Origin of the sequence: Rubritalea profundi, from assembly GCF_002954445.1 — a bacterium.
GTDB lineage: Bacteria > Verrucomicrobiota > Verrucomicrobiia > Verrucomicrobiales > Akkermansiaceae > Rubritalea > Rubritalea profundi.
The window spans coordinates 803,030-824,930 of record NZ_MQWA01000001.1 but is presented as its reverse complement, the minus strand read 5'-3'; the positions used below and the strand labels follow the sequence as shown (position 1 = coordinate 824,930).

Annotated in this window: 21 protein-coding genes; 14 read left to right on the top strand and 7 right to left on the bottom strand. The window is 43.3% G+C overall.

The annotated features are described in order from the left end of the window. Positions 1-12: 12 nt before the first annotated feature. The gene (locus BSZ32_RS03620) at positions 13-1,821 is read left to right on the top strand and encodes an ABC transporter ATP-binding protein (protein WP_105042161.1); all 1,809 of its coding nucleotides are present in this window, start codon (positions 13-15) and stop codon (positions 1,819-1,821) included. Here the strand turns inward: BSZ32_RS03620 and BSZ32_RS03615 are convergent. Both BSZ32_RS03615 and BSZ32_RS03610 read right to left on the bottom strand, forming a co-directional pair. Next, positions 1,818-2,888: a glycosyltransferase family 4 protein gene (locus tag BSZ32_RS03615; protein WP_105042160.1), complete on the bottom strand. Its 1,071-nt coding sequence runs from the start codon at positions 2,886-2,888 to the stop codon at positions 1,818-1,820. The two genes, BSZ32_RS03620 and BSZ32_RS03615, sit on opposite strands and share 4 nt — an antisense overlap. Positions 2,889-2,922: 34 nt before the next feature. Beyond that, complete coding sequence (locus tag BSZ32_RS03610) at positions 2,923-3,495, bottom strand: YrbL family protein (protein ID WP_105042159.1); 573 nt, start codon at positions 3,493-3,495, stop codon at positions 2,923-2,925. 180 nt (positions 3,496-3,675) lie between these two features. Here BSZ32_RS03610 and BSZ32_RS03605 point away from each other — a divergent pair, with 180 nt between their 5' ends. From BSZ32_RS03605 to BSZ32_RS03550, 12 genes are all read left to right on the top strand, one after another. Next, positions 3,676-4,086 (top strand): thiol-disulfide oxidoreductase DCC family protein, encoded by a 411-nt coding sequence (locus BSZ32_RS03605; protein ID WP_165788618.1) that lies wholly within the window; start codon positions 3,676-3,678, stop codon positions 4,084-4,086. Positions 4,087-4,161: 75 nt separating this feature from the next. Next, on the top strand, positions 4,162-4,629 hold the full coding sequence (locus tag BSZ32_RS03600; RefSeq protein ID WP_105042157.1) for a hypothetical protein: 468 nt from the start codon (positions 4,162-4,164) through the stop codon (positions 4,627-4,629). Positions 4,630-4,652: 23 nt separating this feature from the next. Next, positions 4,653-5,750 (top strand): hypothetical protein, encoded by a 1,098-nt coding sequence (locus BSZ32_RS03595; protein WP_105042156.1) that lies wholly within the window; start codon positions 4,653-4,655, stop codon positions 5,748-5,750. 83 nt (positions 5,751-5,833) lie between these two features. Continuing rightward, on the top strand, positions 5,834-6,901 hold the full coding sequence (gene rfbB, locus BSZ32_RS03590; RefSeq protein WP_105044761.1) for a dTDP-glucose 4,6-dehydratase: 1,068 nt from the start codon (positions 5,834-5,836) through the stop codon (positions 6,899-6,901). A 440-nt stretch (positions 6,902-7,341) separates the two neighbouring features. Further along, positions 7,342-8,931, top strand: a complete 1,590-nt coding sequence (locus BSZ32_RS03585) for a hypothetical protein (RefSeq protein ID WP_105042155.1) — start codon at positions 7,342-7,344, stop codon at positions 8,929-8,931. Continuing rightward, a complete protein-coding gene (locus tag BSZ32_RS03580; protein ID WP_105042154.1) occupies positions 8,932-9,312 on the top strand; it encodes an HAD hydrolase family protein in 381 nt (126 codons plus the stop codon). Positions 9,313-9,316: 4 nt separating this feature from the next. Next, a complete protein-coding gene (locus tag BSZ32_RS03575; RefSeq protein ID WP_105042153.1) occupies positions 9,317-10,069 on the top strand; it encodes a glycosyltransferase family 2 protein in 753 nt (250 codons plus the stop codon). Between the two features lie 73 nt (positions 10,070-10,142). After that, a complete protein-coding gene (locus BSZ32_RS03570) occupies positions 10,143-11,081 on the top strand; it encodes a WavE lipopolysaccharide synthesis family protein (protein WP_105042152.1) in 939 nt (312 codons plus the stop codon). A gap of 556 nt (positions 11,082-11,637) precedes the next feature. Then, on the top strand, positions 11,638-12,585 hold the full coding sequence (locus BSZ32_RS03565; RefSeq protein ID WP_165788617.1) for a capsular polysaccharide export protein, LipB/KpsS family: 948 nt from the start codon (positions 11,638-11,640) through the stop codon (positions 12,583-12,585). Positions 12,586-12,597: 12 nt separating this feature from the next. Beyond that, positions 12,598-13,437 carry a nitroreductase family protein gene (locus tag BSZ32_RS03560; RefSeq protein WP_105042150.1) on the top strand — a complete coding sequence of 280 codons (840 nt, stop codon included), beginning with the start codon at positions 12,598-12,600 and terminating at the stop codon, positions 13,435-13,437. A gap of 139 nt (positions 13,438-13,576) precedes the next feature. Then, a complete protein-coding gene (locus BSZ32_RS03555) occupies positions 13,577-14,893 on the top strand; it encodes a polysaccharide pyruvyl transferase family protein (protein WP_165788616.1) in 1,317 nt (438 codons plus the stop codon). Between the two features lie 36 nt (positions 14,894-14,929). Beyond that, a complete protein-coding gene (locus BSZ32_RS03550; RefSeq protein WP_105042148.1) occupies positions 14,930-15,844 on the top strand; it encodes a glycosyltransferase family 2 protein in 915 nt (304 codons plus the stop codon). 92 nt (positions 15,845-15,936) lie between these two features. Here the strand turns inward: BSZ32_RS03550 and BSZ32_RS03545 are convergent, their stop codons facing one another. The 5 genes from BSZ32_RS03545 to BSZ32_RS03525 form a co-directional block, all read right to left on the bottom strand. Further along, on the bottom strand, positions 15,937-16,896 hold the full coding sequence (locus BSZ32_RS03545) for a glycosyltransferase family 2 protein (RefSeq protein ID WP_105042147.1): 960 nt from the start codon (positions 16,894-16,896) through the stop codon (positions 15,937-15,939). 27 nt (positions 16,897-16,923) lie between these two features. Beyond that, entirely contained in the window at positions 16,924-18,057 is a 1,134-nt protein-coding gene (locus tag BSZ32_RS03540) for a hypothetical protein (RefSeq protein ID WP_105042146.1), read from the bottom strand. A gap of 3 nt (positions 18,058-18,060) precedes the next feature. After that, a complete protein-coding gene (locus BSZ32_RS03535; RefSeq protein WP_105042145.1) occupies positions 18,061-18,885 on the bottom strand; it encodes a glycosyltransferase family 2 protein in 825 nt (274 codons plus the stop codon). A 105-nt stretch (positions 18,886-18,990) separates the two neighbouring features. Further along, positions 18,991-20,133: a glycosyltransferase gene (locus BSZ32_RS03530; protein ID WP_105042144.1), complete on the bottom strand. Its 1,143-nt coding sequence runs from the start codon at positions 20,131-20,133 to the stop codon at positions 18,991-18,993. A 56-nt stretch (positions 20,134-20,189) separates the two neighbouring features. Then, positions 20,190-21,071: a lysophospholipid acyltransferase family protein gene (locus BSZ32_RS03525; protein WP_105042143.1), complete on the bottom strand. Its 882-nt coding sequence runs from the start codon at positions 21,069-21,071 to the stop codon at positions 20,190-20,192. Between the two features lie 135 nt (positions 21,072-21,206). Between BSZ32_RS03525 and BSZ32_RS03520 the strand changes: the two genes are divergently transcribed. Next, positions 21,207-21,878 carry a TrkA C-terminal domain-containing protein gene (locus tag BSZ32_RS03520; protein ID WP_165788615.1) on the top strand — a complete coding sequence of 224 codons (672 nt, stop codon included), beginning with the start codon at positions 21,207-21,209 and terminating at the stop codon, positions 21,876-21,878. Positions 21,879-21,901 lie beyond the last annotated feature (23 nt).

Below are 21,901 nucleotides of genomic sequence, written 5' to 3'. Positions count from 1 at the left end.
CCCAACAATTTTATGAAGAAATTTTTCCCGTATTTTAGCTTATTCAAGCCAGTGAAACTGCAGTTCTTTACTGCGATCGTTTTTGGTTTGATTGCAGGTGTTGCCAGTGGAGCCGGACTTCCACTCGTTGCAAAATATGTTTTCCCGTTGATCTTCAGAGATCAAAGTACAGGTGCTGTGGCAGAAACTCCTGAATGGATGTTGAAACTGACCTCGTTTATCGGCATCGGGGTGCCAACGCCAAATCAGGTTCTTATTGTTGCCTGTTGCTTTCTTCCTGCAATATTTTTGATTCGTAATATAGCACGCTACCTGAATTCAATATTGATGAGCTACTCGGGAATGCTTGTTCTCGAAGAACTACGGATCATGACTTTTGATCGGCTCCAACGTCTGCCATTGGCATTTCATAAACGCCATAAAGAGGGAGATATTCTGACACGTGTGATGGGCGATACCAGTCAGATTAGACGAGCGCTATTCCGTATTGCGAGCGATTTGATTATCCAGCCTGTCCAGCTGGTTTCAGCAGTATGTGCTGTCATCTTCATGGCGATGACCATCGATGGAATGGTCTTTGTCCTCTATGCAATGTTAAGTATCCCAGTCTGTGTGTTTCCTATCCGTTACCTTGGTAAGGCTCTGTATAGAAAGGCCAGAGATGCACGCGCTAAAGGTGGGGACATGACCGCCACCGTTAGTGAGAACCTAGCGTCTCAGCAAGAGATACGTGCCTATGGAATGGAAGATGAGCAGGTGGAGAAATTTCGCGAAGATTCTATTATCATGCGAGGTCTTCAACTCAAAATGGTCAAGTACCAAGGGTTGATTTCCCCTTCAGTGGAGGTGATGTCCACACTAGGTGTTGTCTTTGCTATCTATTTAGGAGCTCAGCGAGGATTCACACTGCAGGTCTTTACTCCAGTGATTTTGGCAATGTACTTTGCCTACGAACCAGTGAAAAAGCTGGGAGCAATCTCAACACTCATTCGCAAGGCTGAAGCATCCCTAGAACGTGTGGAGTATGTTCTACATTCCGAAGACAATATGCCAGAACCTACAGAGCCTAAGGTTCTGAAAGATGTTAAAGGCGAGGTCTGCTTCAATAATGTGAATTTTGTCTACGACAGCGAGCCTGTTCTAAGTGGCCTGAATATAAAAGTGACCCCTGGTGAATCCGTTGCTTTGGTTGGCCCTAGTGGAGCTGGTAAATCTACTTTTGTTTCTATGATCCCGCGTTTCTATGATGTGAAAGATGGATCAGTGACTGTGGATGGATGTGACGTTCGTGATTTGACTAAGCGAAATTTGAGAGACAATATCGCGTTGGTTTCACAGCACCCATTGTTGTTCCGTGGCTCAATTGCTGAAAATATCCGCATAGGCCGTCCATCCGCTACTGATGCGCAGGTTATCGAAGCTGCGAAGCATGCGAATGCTCATGACTTCATCATGGAGTTTCCTAATGGTTACGACAATGAAGTGGGAGAGAGGGGCGATGGCCTCTCAGGTGGTCAGAAGCAACGTGTAGCAATAGCACGCGCCTTCTTGAAAGATGCTCCAATCCTGATTCTCGATGAGGCAACTTCAGCTCTCGATACGGAGAGTGAGTCGCAGATCCAAGCGGCTCTGAAAGTGCTTACGCAGGGGCGTACAACATTCGTGATTGCTCACAGATTTAGCTCAATTCGAGATGCTCAACGCATTCTCGTTTTTGATAAGTTTCAAGACGGTGGCCGAATCGTTGGAGATGGTTCGCACAGTGAACTTTATGAGAGCTGTAGCCTCTATAAAGACCTTTACGATAAGCAAACCGGCTAGTTTTTCTTGCTCTGTAGATTCTTAAAGAAGTCACAGAGTGACTCGGCCTCTTGTTCGATCGTGTAGCAGTCTTGTATGCGTTGATGGCCATTCATTCCCATCTCTAGTAACTCTGTAGGAAGCTTAGCTAAAATCTTAGTAAGAGCTTGCTTGGTGGCAGCAACATCACCACATGGAACCACACAGCCGTCTATGCCGTCGCGTACGACTTCCTTCCATGCTCCAGCTTCACTAGCTATGACTGCTGTCCCGCTCGCCATTGCTTCTGGAGCCGTTAGCCCGTAGCCTTCGTTGCGGCTGAGGGCCGCGACGACTGACATAGAACGGAAGAGTGTTGGGATTTCTGAAAATGGTCTTTTTCCTAGTACGACTATGCGATTGCTGAGCCCAGCATTGGTCATTTTTACTAATTGCTCGTCTAGGAAGCTTTGATGATTCGGCGTCGTTTCCCCAACGATCACTACCGTTGGCTCAGGGTTTTCTTTGAGCAAGGGAATGATAGCATCGATGAGAATATCGAGACCTTTCTGGTGGCGTACGCGACCAAAGATTCCGATGCCGTATTGACCAGCTAGGTCTAACGCTTTCCAATCGGCAGTTTTATCCGCTGACGGGTAATAGGTTTTTAGATCAATACCGTGGGGGATCACAGCATCGGCTGGAGCCTCAAGATATGATCCAGCAGCTTCACAGGTTGTGATGATTCCATCCATTTGACTCATTAGCCACTTAGTGAAGTTAGAATGGTGCCTTTGAGCTGTGGATGTGAAAACTCGGCAGATTTGTGCCCCGAAGACCTTCTTCAGCAGGATGGCTTGAATCATCTCGTCATTACGGCGGGCGTGAAAAATTCTTTTACGCCCGTCAGAGAGGGGTTTCTTGCAGAGTCTAACGGCATCCATAAAGCTCAAGCAAGTAGTCTCCTTGGGTAGGTGATGCTCTCCCATGACCGCTAGGTTCATGTGGGCCTTTTGGTGGCCTAGAACTTGGAGCATCGTGGAAGTCACTCCAGAGAAGCGCTTATTCGAATTTCCTAGAATGAGTTCGATGTCTTGCTGAGCTGGCATGGTAATATTATAAAAATTTGTCGACCGCTTACGGCTATGATCGAGTGAGGCTTAGCTCAACATTCTTGACCACTCGCTGCCACCTGCGTCGGATCGTTTTATCTCGATGAAACTTGAAAATGTTAAGGAAGGTAAAGCTGATGACTTCGCCTATACCATCAATCATCACAAGGCGAAGCTTACCCTGAGGGTCTTTCTTACAGATGATGTTTCCTCCATTGAGATCATAAAAGAGGATTCCGTGCTTTAGCAGGTAGTCCTCGAGGTTAGAGAATTGGAGCATAAGCTCTTTCTGCTGACCGTTGTTCTTTTTAAGGTAGTGAGTGAGGCTCTTCGAATAGGTGTCATCGTGATCTTTGATGCACTCGTAGAGATGTCCGGTTCCTAGGTTGGTCTCGATCGCTCCTTCATACCGCGTGAGGTGGCTGAAATCGACTCCGCGCTTATCCATCGCGCGATAGTAATGGCACTCCCTAGCTTGTTGTTTAATGCTGTTCGGGGTGCCGGTAGAAATTTTGATGCACAACGAGGCTTCATCTGGATGCTGATAGCATGCCCTTCTGGTACCTCTAGCTATAAGTAGGTCGTCATTTAACTCGATTTTCATTGCTCGGAGTATGCCCGAGGGGGCTTTTTTTAATAGTCTAAAGTAGTGTGTGCAGGGGGAAATAGTGAAGGAGTATATCGGGGGTTACTTGCTGTGGAGAGCACTCGTTGGCTTATCCGTTTGTCGAGAACCAGTGTTGACAACTTGATGTGGGGGGGGGATGTTTGACGCTTTATGGAAATGAGAGATAAATGTGACTCAGTGGTCTTCATGTATGATGGCGACTGCGGATTTTGTAGTAAGTCAGTCAATTTTTTATTAGATAACTCTGATGCTGAAAGCATGAAGTTTTGTGCTCTCCAGTCGGAGTTCTCTGCAGAGGTGTTTGGTGAGCATGGTATGGAAGCAAACCTCACGAGTTCGTATCTGCTCAAAAATGGAAAGCTCCATGCTGATAGTTCAGCTGTGCTTCATGCTGCGGCTCTATGCCGATTTCCAGTCAAAGCGCTGAGTGTATTTTTGATCGTCCCACCATTCCTGCGTAATTTTATTTATAGATCGATTGCTAAAAATAGGCATTCGATTTCAAAGTACATTGCCGACCGTTGCAGGATTCCTACCGAGAGTGAAAAGAAGAGGTTCATCGTGTAGTCGCAATAGTGTGTGTCTCGCAAATCATTGTACCAGTCTGCCCCAAGAAATTATAGATGTTCCCAATAAGCTGAAATGAGTGAAATCCCATCCGTCAAATACACAGTAATTCTACTAGCTGTGCTTTTCGTGCCCTTCATCATGAAGGAAGAGTTACGTGAGCCATACCCAGCTCTAATATTGCCTTCTGGAGCAAGCACCGCGAAGGTTAAGGGGGGAGAGGTGAGCTCTACAAAATACCTAGGCTATGGTATTACGCAGGACGGTGTGCGTGAAGAAATTGATCTGGTAGAGCTTATCCGACCAGCTCCGAGCCATTATTTGAAATACATATTTAAGAATGATTTTGGCCTTAGGTCTGGACGGATTGAAGCAGCTAAAGGTAGAAAAAAGTGGAAATATACGGCTAGAGCCTCGACGCCCGAAAATGTAGAAGACTGCAAAAGGTGGGTGTCTCAAAAAATTGGTAGCCAGTACGTTGCTCTCGAAGTGATAGAAAAAAAAGGTGCGGGTCCGGCAGTCAGATGGAGTGATCTCTTCTGAGGAAATTAAAAAAGAGGAGAGCTATGACCTTAAATAAACAAAAATTAAAGAGTCTACACGACTCAGCATGGGAGAGAGTGTGTAGAGCATCATCTCTTACTAATGACGAGATTCGATGCAGTGCTTTGCTGATTCCTTTGATCTATTTAATTATCATGTGGAGTAACTTCACGTGGCTATCGTCCATGCCGGATGCTCTTTTCGATCCCCCAGCGTATTCCCCAGGAATTCTAGCAAGCGGCTTCCCTAGTTACATCGTTCTGGCAATTCTTGAAAGTGTGCTGGCGTTGTCCATCGCCTTTCTAGCTCTAGGTAAAAGACCACTATTCTTTGGCTCCGTTTTTTGTGCAGTTTTGGTGACCCTCTGCAATTTTGAGTATAGTTTTGGTAAGATTGATCATGAAATTTTGCCTATCATCACGGTATTTTGTGTGGCGGTAGCGATGGCATCCATTCAAGGAACGCAACCTAAACTGGTGAAGCGCTTGTTTCCAGTGAGAGCTGAAACGCTTTTAGCTTTAGCAATTACATTTGGAATGTTCACTGCAGGTTTTGAAAAATCAATGAACTGGATTGATTTTGATATGTCTGAGAGTGGCTTTCTGAAATGGTTTTATGGTGGTTACCTTAATAAGGGACGTACTCACATGCTAGCAGAATGGGTGCCTCATTTGCACCCATTGATTATTGAGAGCTTTGATTATATAGCCGTCATTTTTGAGTTATCTCCGCTATCCATATTACTGCTTGGAAGACCTCTCTACTGGCGACTGTGGCTCACGTTTGCCTGCTTTTTTCACATGGGGAACTTGGTGTTTTTGAACATAGCATTCATACTGAATTTCGTCGTCTACCTACCCTTCCTAATGCCTAAAAATTTGGTGAAATTTGTATCACTAAAAAAGGTAAAAGTAAGCCTAATACTCATGATTATGCTGTTTGCCAGTTGGTCTGTTGTGTGCACATGGACAGATTTACCTAGGCCTTTAAGCTTATTGATTCAAGGGAAGATAATGAGACTATGGTTCAGCCTTACTTTATGGGGAGGACTAGGGGCTTGTGGAATGATTCGATGTATTGAACTTTATAGAGCTGAGTCGTCCTCAAAAAGAGTTGAATGATGAATTGTTGATTCGAATACTTCTTTCGTTCATTAAAGTTCCAGTAAAACTGACCGGTTCAGTTGATGGTTTGTAAAAATAAGATGATGAAAATTCTAGTGACAGGAGGAGCAGGGTTTATTGGCTCAGCCCTGATCCGATTTTTAATTAAGCACACACAGCACGAAGTCGTGAATGTGGACAAGTTGACTTATGCTGGCAATTTAGATTCCCTAACTGAATGTTGCGGTGATCCGCGCTATTTCTTCGAGCAGGTAGATATCTGTGATGCAGCTGAAGTTAACCGTATTTTAAGTAAGTATCAACCAGACAAGGTGATGCATCTGGCGGCCGAATCTCATGTTGATCGCTCGATTGATTCTCCAGGGGAATTCATCAAAACCAATGTCATAGGGACCTACGTGTTGCTTCATGCCTCGTTGGAATATTTTAAATCTCTAGATGAGGAAAAGCAGCAGAATTTCCGTTTCCACCATATTTCCACTGACGAAGTGTATGGCGACCTTGGTGCGGAAGGTCTGTTTACCGAAGGTACCCCTTACGATCCGAGTTCACCATACTCTGCAAGCAAGGCGTCTTCAGATCATCTGGTTAGAGCTTGGTCTAGAACCTTTAACTTGCCTGTAGTTATCACAAATTGTTCTAATAATTACGGTCCGTATCAGTTTCCTGAGAAGTTGATACCACTAGTAATAGGTAACGCCCTAGCCGGTAAGCCTCTACTTATCTATGGTGACGGCTCACAGGTGCGTGATTGGTTATATGTTGATGATCACGTTCTAGCTCTACTAACAGTGCTAGAGAAAGGAATACTAGGTGAAACATACAATATCGGTGGGCACAATGAGCGCCAGAATATTGAAGTAGTGAAGACTATCTGTGAGATATTAGATAGGAAAGTTAGCGATAAGCCGAAAGGCGTGAGCTCATTTTCTGAGTTGATCACCTACGTGAAGGACCGACCAGGTCATGACCTGCGTTATGCTATTGATGCGAGTAAGATCGAATCAGATTTAGGTTGGAAACCTAGTGAGTCGTTTGAGTCAGGAATCGCAAAAACTATCGATTGGTATTTAAATAATGCCCAGTGGAGCGAGCGAGTTTCGGATGGGAGTTATCAAGGTCAGCGTTTAGGTATGGCTAAAGGTTGAAATCCATTCAAATCAAAGCTATAAAGTAGCGATACATACTGGGTCAACAGAGAGGTACAACGAGTGTAATGATCCTTGTCTCAAGTGGTAATTCTCTGATGAACCTTATTCATAATAAATATACCCATGACTGAATCTAATATTGACCTAACTACTGTTAGCTTAGCTATTCCTTCAAACGATAGACCTAATTCCCTGCGATCTTGTATAGAGTAGAGTAAAGAAATGTCTTGTTAGCTGGGCGAATTAATCACAGCATCATACTGTGGTTACTACGGATTCAATTGGCTGTAAATGAGCCCGATAATGTGAAGATTTACTAAAAATTCTTGGTCGGTATGATCTGTCAAGCTTTCTATCAGATAGATATGAAGCTTAATAATAGTTAGCGCTTAGTCCTGACTTAATTTTTTTGTTCAAAACAATCTATAAGGTAAAAAATGAATACAATTATTCTAGCTGCGGGGGAAGGAAATTTCTTAGAAATGGTTAGGGGTAAACCCGCGATTGCATGGAGTCTAAGCAAGTTCTCAAAAAATGATCATTGCGTAATTGTCGTACGTAAAACGAACACTAAGTTGATTCAGTATCTGAAGAGTACACATGTTCCAAGGATCGGAATAAGAATAGAGTTGTATGATGAAACTGAGGTTTTAGATAATGTGTTATATAGTCTTCATCTGGGTCTGAAGTCTATACCTGAGAAATACGGAACTAGAGTAGTCTTGGGGGACACGTGTGTTGATCAAGAACTACCTAAAAGGGGCGATTTTTTTGTATGCGATGGCTCAGTTAGGGTTTCGAAAAATTGGTGTTTGGTCTCAATGGATACCTCTGATCGAATACTCCAATATTTTGATAAGCAGGAAGGTGTCGACCTCACTGATAAATCAGTTTTGGTTGGGTACTACTCAATGACTGACACGGCCCTTCTGAAAGTAAGTGTGTGGAAAGCCTTAAAAAACGGAGAGTGCGAGCTTAGTGGAGCTTTTGCCAAATACGGTGAAGTAAAACCTATTTATGGAGAACGCTGTCAAAAGTGGTTCGATTTTGGGCATATTAGTGGGCTAGTTGAAGCTAGGTTAGCCTTTTTTAACGCAAGGGAATTTAACTCTATGTCAGTGGATCCAGCTAGAGGAACTATCATTAAATCTTCTCGTAAAAAACAGAAACTGTTAGACGAAGCTAATTGGTACAGAGACTTGCCTCTTGATCTGAGTGTGTTGGCTCCGCGAGTGATTAAAGCCGAGGATCAAGGGGAGCGTTTCATTCTCGAAATGGAATTATTTGGTTACCCAAACTTGGCTGAAATTTTTGTTTATGGAGAAAACTCTACTGAAGATTGGTTATATATTTTAGATAAACTATTTTTGAATCACAAACTCTTAGAACAGTATAAATCTAATATCGAACACGAAGCTCTAGAATATATTTATAAGAAGAAAACTGAGGAACGTGTACTGGACCTAAAAAAAATTCAAGGTCTTCAAGGGATGGTTGGGGACGATTTCATTGAAATCAATGGGCTAAAATTACGCAATTTGCCATTATTAGAAGATGCTGTACGTGTGATCTGTGCAGAACTCTGCGACACAGATTGTGCGTTTACGATCACTCATGGAGATTACTGTTTTTCGAATATTTTATTTGATGAGAAGCACTTTATTTTTAGGCTGATTGATCCTCGAGGTCGCTTTAAAAATTCTTCGATTTATGGGGACCCACGCTATGATATAGCTAAGTTAAGGCATAGTGCGGTTGGGTTTTACGACTTTATTGTTCTTGGTATGTATTCCTTTAGATCCTCGAATGACGGATCCTATGAATTGAACCTTGTAGCCGACATTGATCAACAAATTATTGAAGAGCATTTTAACCGGTTAGTAGAAAATCAGGGCTTCAACGTGAATGAGATTAAAAAAATCGAGGCGTTATTATTCCTAACAATGATACCTTTACATGAAGATGATGAGAGTCGACAAAGAGCGCTCTATTTGATAGCTATTCAGAAATTAAATGAAGTGGTATAAATGACTGATAAAAAAACATTAAGAATTTGCATAGACCTAGACGGGACAATCTGTAGCCATCGTGAGGATGGGGAAACTTATGCGGATGTTAAAGTCCTTTCAGGGGCTAAGGAAATGATAGATTCCCTTCGTGAAGATGGACACACGATCATCATACATACCGCGAGACATATGGGATCTACTGGACACAATGTTGGTTTAGTTCTAGCCCGACAGGGTAAAATTACCTTGGATTGGCTTGAGAAGAATGAAATTCACTATGACGAAATTTTCTTCGGCAAACCAAACGCCGACATTACTATCGATGACCGGGTACTAAGGTTTGAAACGTGGGATTTAATAAGTAAATTGCAATTGCTGAATCTTGCGAAAGATAAATAGGAAGATGGGATCTAAGGTAAACATCGTGATTCCAATGGCTGGAGCCGGCAGTCGTTTTTATAATGAAGGATATAGCTTGCCTAAGCCCTTTATTGATATTCAAGGAAAAATGATGATTGAGCACGTGTTGAATGGGTTGTCGTGCCCACGAGCCACATACACACTTATTGTACAGGAAGCATTTTTATTAAGAAATAAGGACTGTTTAGATAAATTGAGGTGTGGTTACGATATTCAAATTCAGACAGTTGAGAGGCTAACACAAGGGGCTACTTGTACAGCATTAGCTGTGTATAAATTGATCAACAATAAAACCCCTGTAATCTTCGCTGATGCGGATAATATTTTCAAACATGGCATAGTCTCTGAGTTTCTTAGCGACTCTGTGGAACGTCAGTTAGACGGATCCCTCCTGACCTTTGAATCGAATCAGGAGTGCTTTTCGTTTGTGGAGCTGGATAGTGTTGGTCTTGCCATACGGACAGCTGAGAAAAAAGTGATTTCTAACCATGCTATTGCAGGTGTTTACTATTTTAAGCATGGGGAGTGTTTCGTCGATCAAGCGATCCAAAATATGATTTATAATGATAGAGTGGGGGGAGAATACTATATGTCAAATATATATAATTACCTTATTAAGAACAATGGGAAAGTTGGCAATTTTTCTATTTCTAATGAGGAGTGGGATTGTGTTGGTACGCCAAAGCTGCTTAGGGAATTTGTAGAAAAAGGAGGACAGCCTTTTCAAAAGAGTTGAATAATGAGTGCCGCAGAGAGGCATTTTTTCTAAAGACATGAACTAAACTCGGTGAGGTGAATGTATACAAATAATGGAAATAAATAATAAGGACATATCCGTGGTTATTCAAGGGGCTGTTGACCGAGAGTTAACCGAAACAGCAATTAAAAGTATAAGGGCCTATCTTCCTGGCGCTACTATAATTATTTCTACGTGGAAGGGTGAAGAAGTGTCTAGCCTAGACGTCGATGAGTTGGTTTTGAATGAGGACCCAGGGTGCTCCCCTAGATCTTCTATATCGAAAAAACCCAAGATGAATAATGTGAATAGACAAATAGTTTCATCGCTGAACGGGTTAAAATCATCAAAAACTAAGTTTTCTTTGAAAATGAGAACTGACTTTATAGTGACGGGAAAAGGCTTCGTTGAGGCTTTCGGAAAATATAACGACTATAATTCTGAAAAGTATAAAGTTTTCAGCTCTAGAATTATTTGCTGCATGGTGGGAACTAGAAAACCTGTTGGGGTAAATTATAGCCTGCCTTTTCATGTTAGCGATTTTTCAGCCTTCGGCTTAACTGAAGATTTGTTAAAACTCTATGACATACCCTTAGCTACTGAGGACGAATTCAAGTTTTTTGATAATCATCCTGAAATTGAAAGAAAAACCTTTGCTACTAATAGGTATAACGCAGAGCAAACTATTTGGGTTAATTGTTTGAGATCCAATAATAAACTTGTTGATCTAGATCACTCGACTCATTTATCGAATGAAAATGTGATAGAGTCAGATCGATTCTTAGTTAATAACTTTCACCCTCTTTCTTTTAAGAAATACGGAGTGAGTCCGATGAAGTGTGAATTAAAAAGGATGTTTAGTAATCCTAAGATCTACACCGATTATTATACCGAGCACGAATGGATGATGCTGTATAAAAAACACTGTTCAGAAAATGTAGATATTCCACTTCTTGATTTAGAAAGATTGCTCATAAAATTAAAATGTAAAATGAGTAGGAAAAAAGTTTAAAATATTACTCTCTAAAGGAGTATGGATCTAGCTTCTCGGCTGTTTTCTATTACTCTGACTTCAGTCAGTTACTGACCGCTTACGGTTGGTCTCCTAAAGTGAATTTTGAACCAGGTCTTAAAAAGACCGTGGAGTGGTATATTGAGAGTGATCGATCGACTCAGATGGATTGATAGAGCTATAGTCAATGCGTTGAGACGATTACCCTCGACAGTTTATTGGGCGAGCAGTACATCAATAGTGAGTCTATTATTAAGTATGCCTTTTGATGATTAAACGTGTTACATATCCTAAAAATAGTGTCAGTTGGTTAGGACTTACTGAGAAAAGTCTAAAGAATGAGTGTCGCCGACGTTTCACACGTTCTATTAGCTATCAGAATAAGACGATATGTAGTAAGCTAACTGACTCCTCAACTGAATATTTTGATGGTTCCGTATCGAGTCTCTCAGAGGGTCAACTGTACCCATGCTGTATTGAGGCTGAAATGACAGTCAACGAGCTGCTACTGGACGAGGTTAAATTGGCTAGAGTCTATGCAAAATGGTCTAGTACTATGGATCAAGAACGAGCAAGAGTGGAGCGTTTCTTCAACAGCAAGAACCCTAGTCATGTTATATTAGTTCAAGGCTATGAGCCAACTAGCTGGTTTGCTAGAGAGCTCGCGATTACACGCGAAATACCGCTCCTATCCCTAGAGAATACAGCCTTGAATCATAAACTCGTGTGGGATTCCTGCTCAGGTATTGTTGTGAACAGGAACGCGGCAAAAAATTACTTCTGGAGGTATTGGGATTGCGTCAGCGAGTCCGAAGTCCTCCCTTGGTTCCGTGAACTGGAAGAAAAGACAGCACAGTATAAGTCGAATGAACATACTTCTCCAGCAAATATGGAGTGTAAACTTGGTCGCGATAAACCTATTATCTTGTTCATTGGGCAAGTGTTCACGGACTCTTCCATTCTATTCGGTTCAGGGCAGTGGAAAAGCCCATTAGAGTTAATCTCCTCCGCTCTAAAGGAGGCCATTAAGCTAGGTGCTATCTTAGTCGTTAAGTTACACCCGAAAGAAGCTAGTGGCAGGTCGCCATTGGTGAAGCAGCCGTACGCCAAGCTTACTTATCGAAAGATGTTATCTGAACCTTTTCTTAAAGGTGAAATCGAATTGGGAGAAAACATTCTAGTAGACCATGAAAATTGTTGGAATACATACGGTTTGATGCAAGAGGCCACATGCGCGGTTACCATGAATTCCCAAGCTGGCTTAGAAGCACAAGTACGTGGAGTTCCAACAATTGTATGTGGCCATGCATTCTACGACGGTTTAGGATTCACTTGTCACGCAGGAAATAGACAGGATTTAGCTACTAAAATGGCTGAGGCTTTATCAACTGGTGAATGTAGTGAGCGAACCTATAGAGCAAGACTATTTGCCTATATCTATTTTGAAAAATATTGCATGGAGAAGTCAGAAGCCTCTGTGGTAGAAAAATTATTATCCATTTAAATTAAAGAAATTATGAGTACTGAGAGTGATATTGCAGCTAGTGTTGAAAAGGCTATTTTCAAGAGACGATCAACAAGGTCATTTGAAGATCGTCCAGTAGAAGAGGAGCATCTTAAAACAATTTTAGAAGCTGGAGTTGCGGCTCCCAGCGGATCAAATAGTCAAAACCAAAGATTCTTGGTGGTGATTGATCCCGATGAAATTGAAAAGGTTGGGAAAATGCGCTTTGTCTGGCCTTACAAGGCTGCTGACCAAAAAAAGATGCGGCAGAAAAATCCTGGAGGCATCATTGGTAATGCTGCTGCTCTAGTTGTTGTTTTTGCTGATTGCTCCATCACGGAAGGTCGCAACCATGGGGAATACTATATTTGGGAGTCGTTAGAGATTCAGAATTGTTCTGCAGCAATTGAAAACATGCTCATCATGTCTACAGCTTTAGGTGTGGGATCATGTTGGGTATCAGCAAGTGATAAAATGAATCACAGGAGGATGTTTTCCGATGGTAAATGGCAAAAAGTATTTGAAGACTATAAAATTAAAGACAGTTTCAAGCTTCAAGGTATCATTCTATTAGGTTACCCCAAACAACGCGACGATGAGGGGTTTCCAGCTGGCGAGAAAAAGCATGGGGCTACTGTTTGGCGCAGTGTTGAGAGAAAACCGTTGGATTCTTATTTGGTCGAGAAGGGGGAGGCCCAAAAGCAAGTTAACTTCTCGAAGTCACAGAAGCGCAAACTCTCATTTTACTCATTTGGTATTTCGTGGTGCTTAAAAACGATCCAAAAGTTCGACAAAAAGATTTGGAAACTCGAGTTGCGCAGTAAGGAGAACGTAGCTAATTCCTATAAATAAATTTACTTTGTTAAGTCGTTCATAAGATCACTAAATAAGTGAAACTTATAATATGATAAATAGTATGAAAAATTCGATAAGACGATTTTTTGGAGGCAAGAGGATCCAGCCTGTTAAAAGTGTTAAGAGGACAAAGTCAATGGCCGCTCTAACTCAACGCTCAGGTTTTGACGTTGATCTCCAGCCTGAATTCCGCGTGTTGATTACTAGTGGTCTAGGCTATGGTAATGTAGGAGATGAAGCTCAAGCTGCTGCTTCAGTAGGGCGCTGGAAGGAACTCTTACCAGAATGCTCAGTTCTACTATTGTCGCCGAATCCGGAATACACACGGAAGACTCATAAAGTCAAATCGTCTTGGTCATCTAGGGTTCTATGGTTTTCTAGTAATAATTCTAAAACTTACTGGCAGTCAAAAGGCAGGTTTAAATTTCTTTTTGCTAGAATGTGGTTTAGGCAAACTCTGTCAGCTCGGTTCCTTCGTGCTGGTTGGCCTATATCATTTGCAACAGCAGAAGAAATGACGCTATTGAAGCAAATTCGAGATACTTCAGTGTTACATATCTCTGGTGGAGGTTTCCTTACAGGAATGACTTCAAGTCGTCTTTGGGATTTTTCTTTGGTAATGAGATTGTGTCAGATTTTGGATACCCCTTATTTGCTAACAGGACAGACTATTGGAGTATTTAAATCTCCACTGGACAAATGGTTAGCGAAAAAATCTTTGTGTAAGGCAGATGTTATCTACCTTCGAGATCAAGGAATCTCAGAGAACGACCTTAAGGGTATTGGAATCACTGGAGATCACGTTAAATCAACGTTTGATGATGCTGTATTTTTTGAAAGTCTAGCTGATGAAGAAGTTAAAACTGTTCTGATAGATAATGGGATAGATCCCGAGCGCCCTTATTTCATCGCTAACTACCATTACTGGGGGCAGGACGATGAAATGAAGCTTAAATCTTCTAGTCGCTTTGCTGAACTCACTAAGAGGTTGATGGAGAAAAGTGGCTGCCAAGTGCTATTTGTCCCAATGACGCCAACTGATGTCGATGCAGAAAAAGACGTGATGGCGCTAATGGGTAACGAAGGAAGTCTACTAGACTACAAGTTTGATTATCAAACTGCTAGAGGTGTATACCGATTCGCATCGTTTGTATTTACAATGAAACATCATCCTATCATTTTCGGTTACGGAGAAGGTATCCCTGTAGTCAGCGTGGCTTTAGATGATTACTATTATCACAAAAATAAAGGCGCTATGGCTAACTGTGGCCATCAAGATTATTGTCTGTCGAATGAAGTGTTCTTTGGAGAACAGGCAATCTCTACCTGCGATAAATTTCTCGCGATTAGAGATGAGTTAGCATTTGAAGTACAGCAATGGGTGGAGGCAGCTAAACCTATAGCGATGGAGCCACTCGAGCGTTGCCTAGCTATAAACAAATTTACTAGCTAGCCTGATACCGAAGAATATACCAAAAGGCATCACATTATGAAAATATCAGTAGTTATAAATAATTTCAATTATGAGAAGTATATTTCAGAAGCTATTCAGTCTGTTATTGATCAACAAATTGCAGCTTACGAAATCATCATAGTAGACGATGGATCTAGAGACTCATCAGTGGCTATTGTTGAAGAGTTCGTTAAACGATATCAGAGGGTCAAGCTCTGTGTCCAAGAAAATCAAGGCCAGTTGATGGCTATATTGAATGGTGTTAAGGCGGCAAGTGGTGATGTGATTTGCCTACTTGATGCCGATGATATTTATCATCCTAACCACTTGGAAGAAGTGGCAAAAACATTTATTGAGTATCCATCGCTAGGAATGCGATTCAATGACGTAGAGTCTTTCAACCGAGATGGCGTCAAAAAGAGGTATCACCATGTTCATTACTATGGTGACATGGGGGTGACCTGTATTTCTCAATACGTGATGCGTAAGTTCCTGGGGAACGTCACATCATCCTTGAGTTTTGGGGGCGAGGCTGCGGATCAAATAGTGTCTTACATGGAAAACTACCCATATAAGCATGAGTGGCGACTCCGCGCTGATAACTGTGTTATTTGGCTAGTTTCCCTATTCGGCTTTACTAAATATAATAGTGATAAAATGACCGTGGGTTACCGAATTCATGGTGAGAACGGCTTCAACGGGAATGATTTAAGCGATCGAAAAAGGATGGAGCACATCGTTATTAAATCGCGATTTTTCGAACTAGCAGCCCAAGAGCTAGGGATCGGACCATGGCTTCTAAAGAATGTGCTTAAAGAATTTAAAAATTCTAAAATCAAGCATGATGATAGGTTAGCTGCTTATGTCGCCTGTGCTAAGGAGATATGCCCAAGTGAGGGGAAGGGTAAGTGGGTAAATCAGCAACTACACGCCATTCACTCTGAGCTTTAGCTCTAGAGGCGTGGATCGCTAATTACGGTAAAAAAATAGTTCATGAATGACAGCTGACGCGAATCTGTCATGAACTATGTATTTAACGCTGACTACGATCCCGTAGTGGTTTGATAGGGATTGATGTGGTTACCAGTAGCGCTGGAAATGTAGCCCCAAAACCTAGCTGAATAGCGCACGAGCTTGATCGTTTTACGACGTCTCATGTTTGGTACATAGAATGTTAGAGCGATTGTAATCGTGTAGAACAAGATATTCAAAAAGTTTCTAATAGCTCGAGGAAGCATGGTAAATATAGCCTTCAAGTGACTACCTTTTTTAGCCTTGAATATAAAAGCATTGCTTTCGATGCGTGCAAATCGCTGGAAAAACCATCTGAGACTTGTGCGGGACGCTGATATAGTTTCGTAGACACAGGCCTTAGGAGTGAAGGATACTTTGATTCCAAACGTTTCTCTAGCTCTGTTGAATAGCTCTTTGTCTGAGCCACCAGTGAGGGCTAGGCTAGGGTCAAACCTTAAGAATTTAGCATCAGATGCGTAGAGGGAGCGAGTCATCAGTACGTTACAAGTTGAGACAACGCGCGGTACGTGGCCCTCCTCTTTGCCGAACTTAACATCGTGTAACAATGGTTCTACTATCCAAGGTTTAGCTTCGTAGACGTTTAGGACCTCGCCCTGAATTGCATCGTCATTGCTAGCTACCTGGTATTTGACTAATTCTTTGAGCCAGTCTTTCTTTGGGTATTCATCGTCATCGAGGAATGCGCAGAAGTCAAAGTTAGAGTTGTCCGCATATTCGAGAATGACATTGCGTGCTTGTGGGATTCCACGTTCTTTACAATCTGCAAATTTAAAAGTGACGCCGTCTGAGCTCGCTGAAAATGTTTCAACTATCTCACTAGCGATTGGCTCTGAGTCATTATTGACGACAAAGCAAACAACTTCTTGGTCTGCGTCCATCTCCATTGCAGCAATGTGCTGGAGACAGTTTTTGAGCATCTGAGGGCGTTGGTAGGTGCAAACTCCTACGAGGATTTTCGTTGATTGCATAAAATAAGTAATAAATGGTAATAAGATTTATGCCGTAAGAGGGACTCTGTAGGCATTAAGGAAAAGATTAATTTTTTTTGAGTTTACGTCAATGAGTTGCTTGGCAAACTGACCAGGCTGAAGGTGTGTCTTGTAGTATTTTTGTGTAGATTTACTCATGGCTTCGACTTGGTCGCGAGGCATGTTGAGCGCCAGCTGGAGCATTTCTACAAGACTAATCTCATCACTATAGACAAGACAGTTCACTCCGTGTGTTAGGTTTGGGTGAAGGTACTGGTGGTATTGCAATATCGGGATTGATCCCGCAGCGAGGCTTTCGATCAGGTTGTGACAGAGAGGCATTTCTACCCCCGGACATGCGAAGTAAAAGTCTGCCAACGCAAGAGTTTCGATCCATTGTTCACTGGGGATTCGAAGATCCTGAGTTGTGGCAATCGTGAGTGACTTACGATGTTCCTGAGAAGGGATTAGTTGATCTAAAGTAAGTGGGCGGCGTACTAACTCAGCACCGAAGGAGCTTTCTGCGATAGCGAGTGCTCTGACTCGACTAAGCACATTGTACTTATCGGCAAGAACTGGAGCGTCGTACTTTGGCGCTTTAGCGTTACCCGCAAAGAGGAGGCTCAGCGGGCGGGTCGTCGTCTGATCGTCTTTGCTCAAGAACTGTTCAACTTGGCCACTTTCGTGGATTTCAGGGTGAACAAAGAAGGGCAGGCTGAAGCAATCATCGTGACCTACAGGCGGTCTTATTTGTTCATATTCGACACGAATAACAGATACTGTGGTTTGTGGGTACTCGTTTAGTTGATCTGTGAGGATGATCGCTGTGCTAGCAGGCACTGAGCCAACAGGGATTATGCTGAAATCATGGGTTAGCAGAAGCTTCTTACAGGCTTTGATCTCCATGGTTGCTAGAAATCTGAAGCGGTCAGTGTAGGCAATGGCGTAGCCTAGGGCCTCGAACTCAGTGACGAGATGGTAGAGGTAGCGGCCAGTGACATTGTCGATTTTGATAGACTTAAAGTCTATTAAACAAAGAGGTTTGTCTTTGGGAATGGGAATAGCAGCTAGCCGCGCATTCACTGCCGAACGTCTGTGAGATGGTAAAATGTAACTGCGAAAGTGGCGGATGTTGTGCTCGATCTTTTTTCTAAGAGACATGAATTACGAGCGTTGAGGTTGTTTAAGGATACCATCAGGCGACCATGTCGTTTTACTGGAAATCGTGCTTTGGCGGATTGCCATGTTCTTATCGAGAGCTTCTTGGTTCACGTAGCCTCGGGCATGGTCGAGGTGGATGAGTACTGCTCTGTGGCGCAATTGCTTGGGCTGCAGGCCAAGATTGAGAAGGCGTTCACCCATCTCTCTGTCTTCTCCGCCGTATTGCATGGTTTCATTGTGGCCATTCACTCGGAGTACATCTGCCTTCCAGGTCGATGCGTTACAGCCATTCCATGTTGGTTTAGTCGTAGTTAGTGAGTCTGCCAGTTTGTCCCAAGGTGAGGATAGACCGAGCTTCAGTGCGCTTGAAAAGCTTTTGAGTCCGTGTTTTTTGAGCCAAGCTACATCGAATGCTCGACCTGACCTGATGTCATCTTTGCTGATCAGCTTGCTCAATTGCATTGGCAGCTTGCAGTAACCGCCTGAAATGAGGAATCCTTGTTCAGCGTGGCTCGCATGTGTGGCGATGAAATCGGGTGTTGGAACGCAGTCGCCGTCAGTGAAAATTAGGTACTCACCGCCAGCCTCTGTTGTCGCAATGTTGAGAATCTGACATTTTTGGAAGCCGTTATCCGGGTGCCAGCAATGCTTGATTTTGAGTTTGGAATGGTTTGCAAACTCCTCGATGAGTTGTTTGGTTTCATCTGAAGAACCGTCGTCGGCGATGATGACCTCAAATGTCTCGTATGTTTGCAGCTCGTAAGCCCAAAGCACTTTTTGTAGCCATTCAGGGTTGTTGTAGGTGCTAAGGATGACGGAGATGTTCATGAGTGGCTTTCAAGGGCGATTCAGTTCCTGAAAATAGAGTTAGGAACGTACGTACTGAGTTGAGAAGTTTTTTGCAAGCCTAGGGAAAAAAAGACTGTTAGTTTATTACTCGTTTTTTCGCTTATGCGGAACTCGATATGCATTCACGTAAAGAGTGAGTTCGTTAGATGAGTGTGTTAGCATCTTTTTTGAGAAAATTCCCGGTGTGAGGTAGTCTTCATAAAACTGCAGCGCTCCTTGGCGTAATCTAGCAATCTCCTCAGCAGGAGCAGTCATTGCAAAATTAACGACTTCGACTAGTGATTCAGCGTCGTCGAATACGAGGCAGTTCTTTGAGTGCTCAAGGTGTGGTTGAAGATATTGCGGGTATTGTAGAATCGGGATGGAGCCAGCAGCGAGAGCTTCGATGAGGTTGTGACAAAACGGCATGTGCACCCCGGGTGTCGCGAGGTAGAATTCAGCCATTGATACGGTCTCTAACCACAATTTTTGTGGGATCTTGCAGGCTGGGTAGGACGAGAGAGTGAAAGCTGGTTTGGACGGAGTCTCGAACAAGTTTTTGTATGCTTCGGGTCTATAGAATTGTTCGGGAGGGAGTGACTGGCGAAGAGTTTCTAAGCATCTGTGTCGACTAAGGATTTTATAGCGATTCGGAAGCAATGGGTTGTCATAAGTGGGATACTTATCATTGCCGGCAAACAGGATTTTCATGCAGCGCTCTTTAGACGCTAAGTCTGCTTTCTTGAGGCGGTTTAGCTGCCCACTATCATGGACACGAGGGTGCATGAAGAAGGGCAGGGTGAATGCATTGGGCTCAGACGAATCTGGAAGCTTTTCCTCGTAGTCCACGATGATTACTTTCTGGGCGGCATTGGCTGGAGGGTATGCAACGTCAGTGACGACCACTGCTGCATCTGGGTAAGAACGAGCCGGTGGGATGATGCTGAAGGTGTGCTTCAGTAGGAGCTTTTTATACGTTTTCTCAGTAAACGTGGCGAGAAATCTGAAACGGTCAGTGAAGCAAATGTGAAATCCTTGTTCCTCAAAATCTGTGATGATGTGGTGCATGTAGCGGCCGCCTACATTGTCGATTTTGATCGATTGAAAATCAAAAACACAGAGAGGTTTTCCTTCTAGAATAGCCACTGATTGGGCTTTTGTTTCCCTTGCCGACGCGTAGTGAGACGGGATGAAGTAGCTACGAAAACGACGAACCAGGCCTTCAAGTTTTTTTCCAAATGAATTCATTATTTAAGGACGTTGCTTAAGTGAATGTAATTGTCGTGTGTTCCTGTGAGATCCTTTTATTTGACCCAATAACGATGAAGCCAGAAAACATCGAGCAAATGCGCGCTGAAGTTACGCTCGTAGCCTGCGGTTATATTTTCGACAACATCGTCAGTAGTTAACTTTTTATCGGGTAAATTGATTGGGAGTATCTCAATTGTCCACCTGCCTGGAGTTTGAGAATAGACGGAAAGGGTAAAGAGTGGTGCGCCAGTGCGCAAATGTAGAACAGCAGGGAGCTTGCTTCGTGCTGAATCCCTTCCAAAAAATGGGCGGTTAGCTTTCTTCGGTCGTCCAGATCGTTGGTCAGCTAGGATTCCCATGACTCCACCTTCACGAATGAATGTGCTTAGAGTTCCTAGTGGAGTTCTCTTTGGGAACATCTCGCAGTTGTATTCCTTACGTTGGTTCGCTACATATCGGTCGGCCGCTTTACTGTCGAGTGGGCGATAAATCGCGCCAAAGTGTGCCGGTGTGGGCTCGACTAATGGCATGAGCTTGGTGAGAATTTCCCAATTGCCCATGTGACCGAGGCACATGATAGCCCCTGATTTGTCTTTTACTGCTTGGTGGAAGCTAGGAGATACATTGACGTCGATCACTTTTTCAAGCTGCTTGGGCTTCATCCCGTATGTTTTCAGCGTGCAGGATAGGTTGGCTATATTGCGCTGGAAAATGGACTCTGTTAGCTCTGGCGAGGGAGTGAAGGCTTGAGTGTGCTTGGCCACGATTTCCATGTTGAAGTCAACAATCGCCCGGCGTTTTGGCATTATGCGGTAGCAGAGAGTGCCAAGGCATTCTCCAATGTTCCATACGGTCCGCACGCTGATGAAGCGGAAGACAGCATTTACAAGGAATAGAGTAAGAAGTATCGGTATGGCTTTGAGACGATCGAGCATTTGAGTAGGTGGGGGACTCTTGGCTAACAAAAGGATTTGTCAATGCCGAGGTTTTGTGTGAGTGAGGCTTGTTATTGCGTGCCGACCTAGCCTAGTCTAACCCGTATGGTACCTTTGTTAGCACTTTTGATCATCGTGATCGTCTCTCTTCTGGTTGTGCGAGTGGGAACTAATGCTCTAGCGCTGACTGGGATGTCGCAGGAGGCTGCGAAGTTTCAGGCTGCATCCGCATTTTTCGGCGTTGGTTTTACGACGGCGGAGGCGGAAATGGTGATGCGCCACTCGGTAAGGCGAGGGGTGGTTCTGAAGCTTATCATAGCGGGGAATGTGGGACTCACGTCAGCTATGGCTACTTTGATTGTGACTTTTGTGGCGAATGATAACACGAAGGAAATGAGTCATTTGCTGCAGGCTTCTCTGACTGTATTGGGGATTACGAGTGTGGCCTTTTTACTGAATTTAAAAGTCATTAAGAAACCAGTGGATGCGATTATGGTGCATTATCTGAAGTCATCTGGGGTGGTGAAAGCGATGGACTATGAGCTTTTGCTCAAGGTTGAGGATGGCTTTTCTGTTTCTGAGGTGACGATCAACCCTGGTCACCCATGGTGTGGTAAAAAGCTGATGGAGTCCCGTCCTTCAGACCGCGGGGTGGTGGTGTTGAATATACGTCATGCCGACGGGGGCTTCACTGGAGCACCAGATAAGGATTTCAGACTTCACTCTGGTGATGAAATAATGATCTATGGAGCTGATGCCTGTGTCGCCAAAGTGGCTAATAATTTATCCGAAGAAGCAGACTCCTAGTGGCCTGAGGTTCTTCAGGCAAT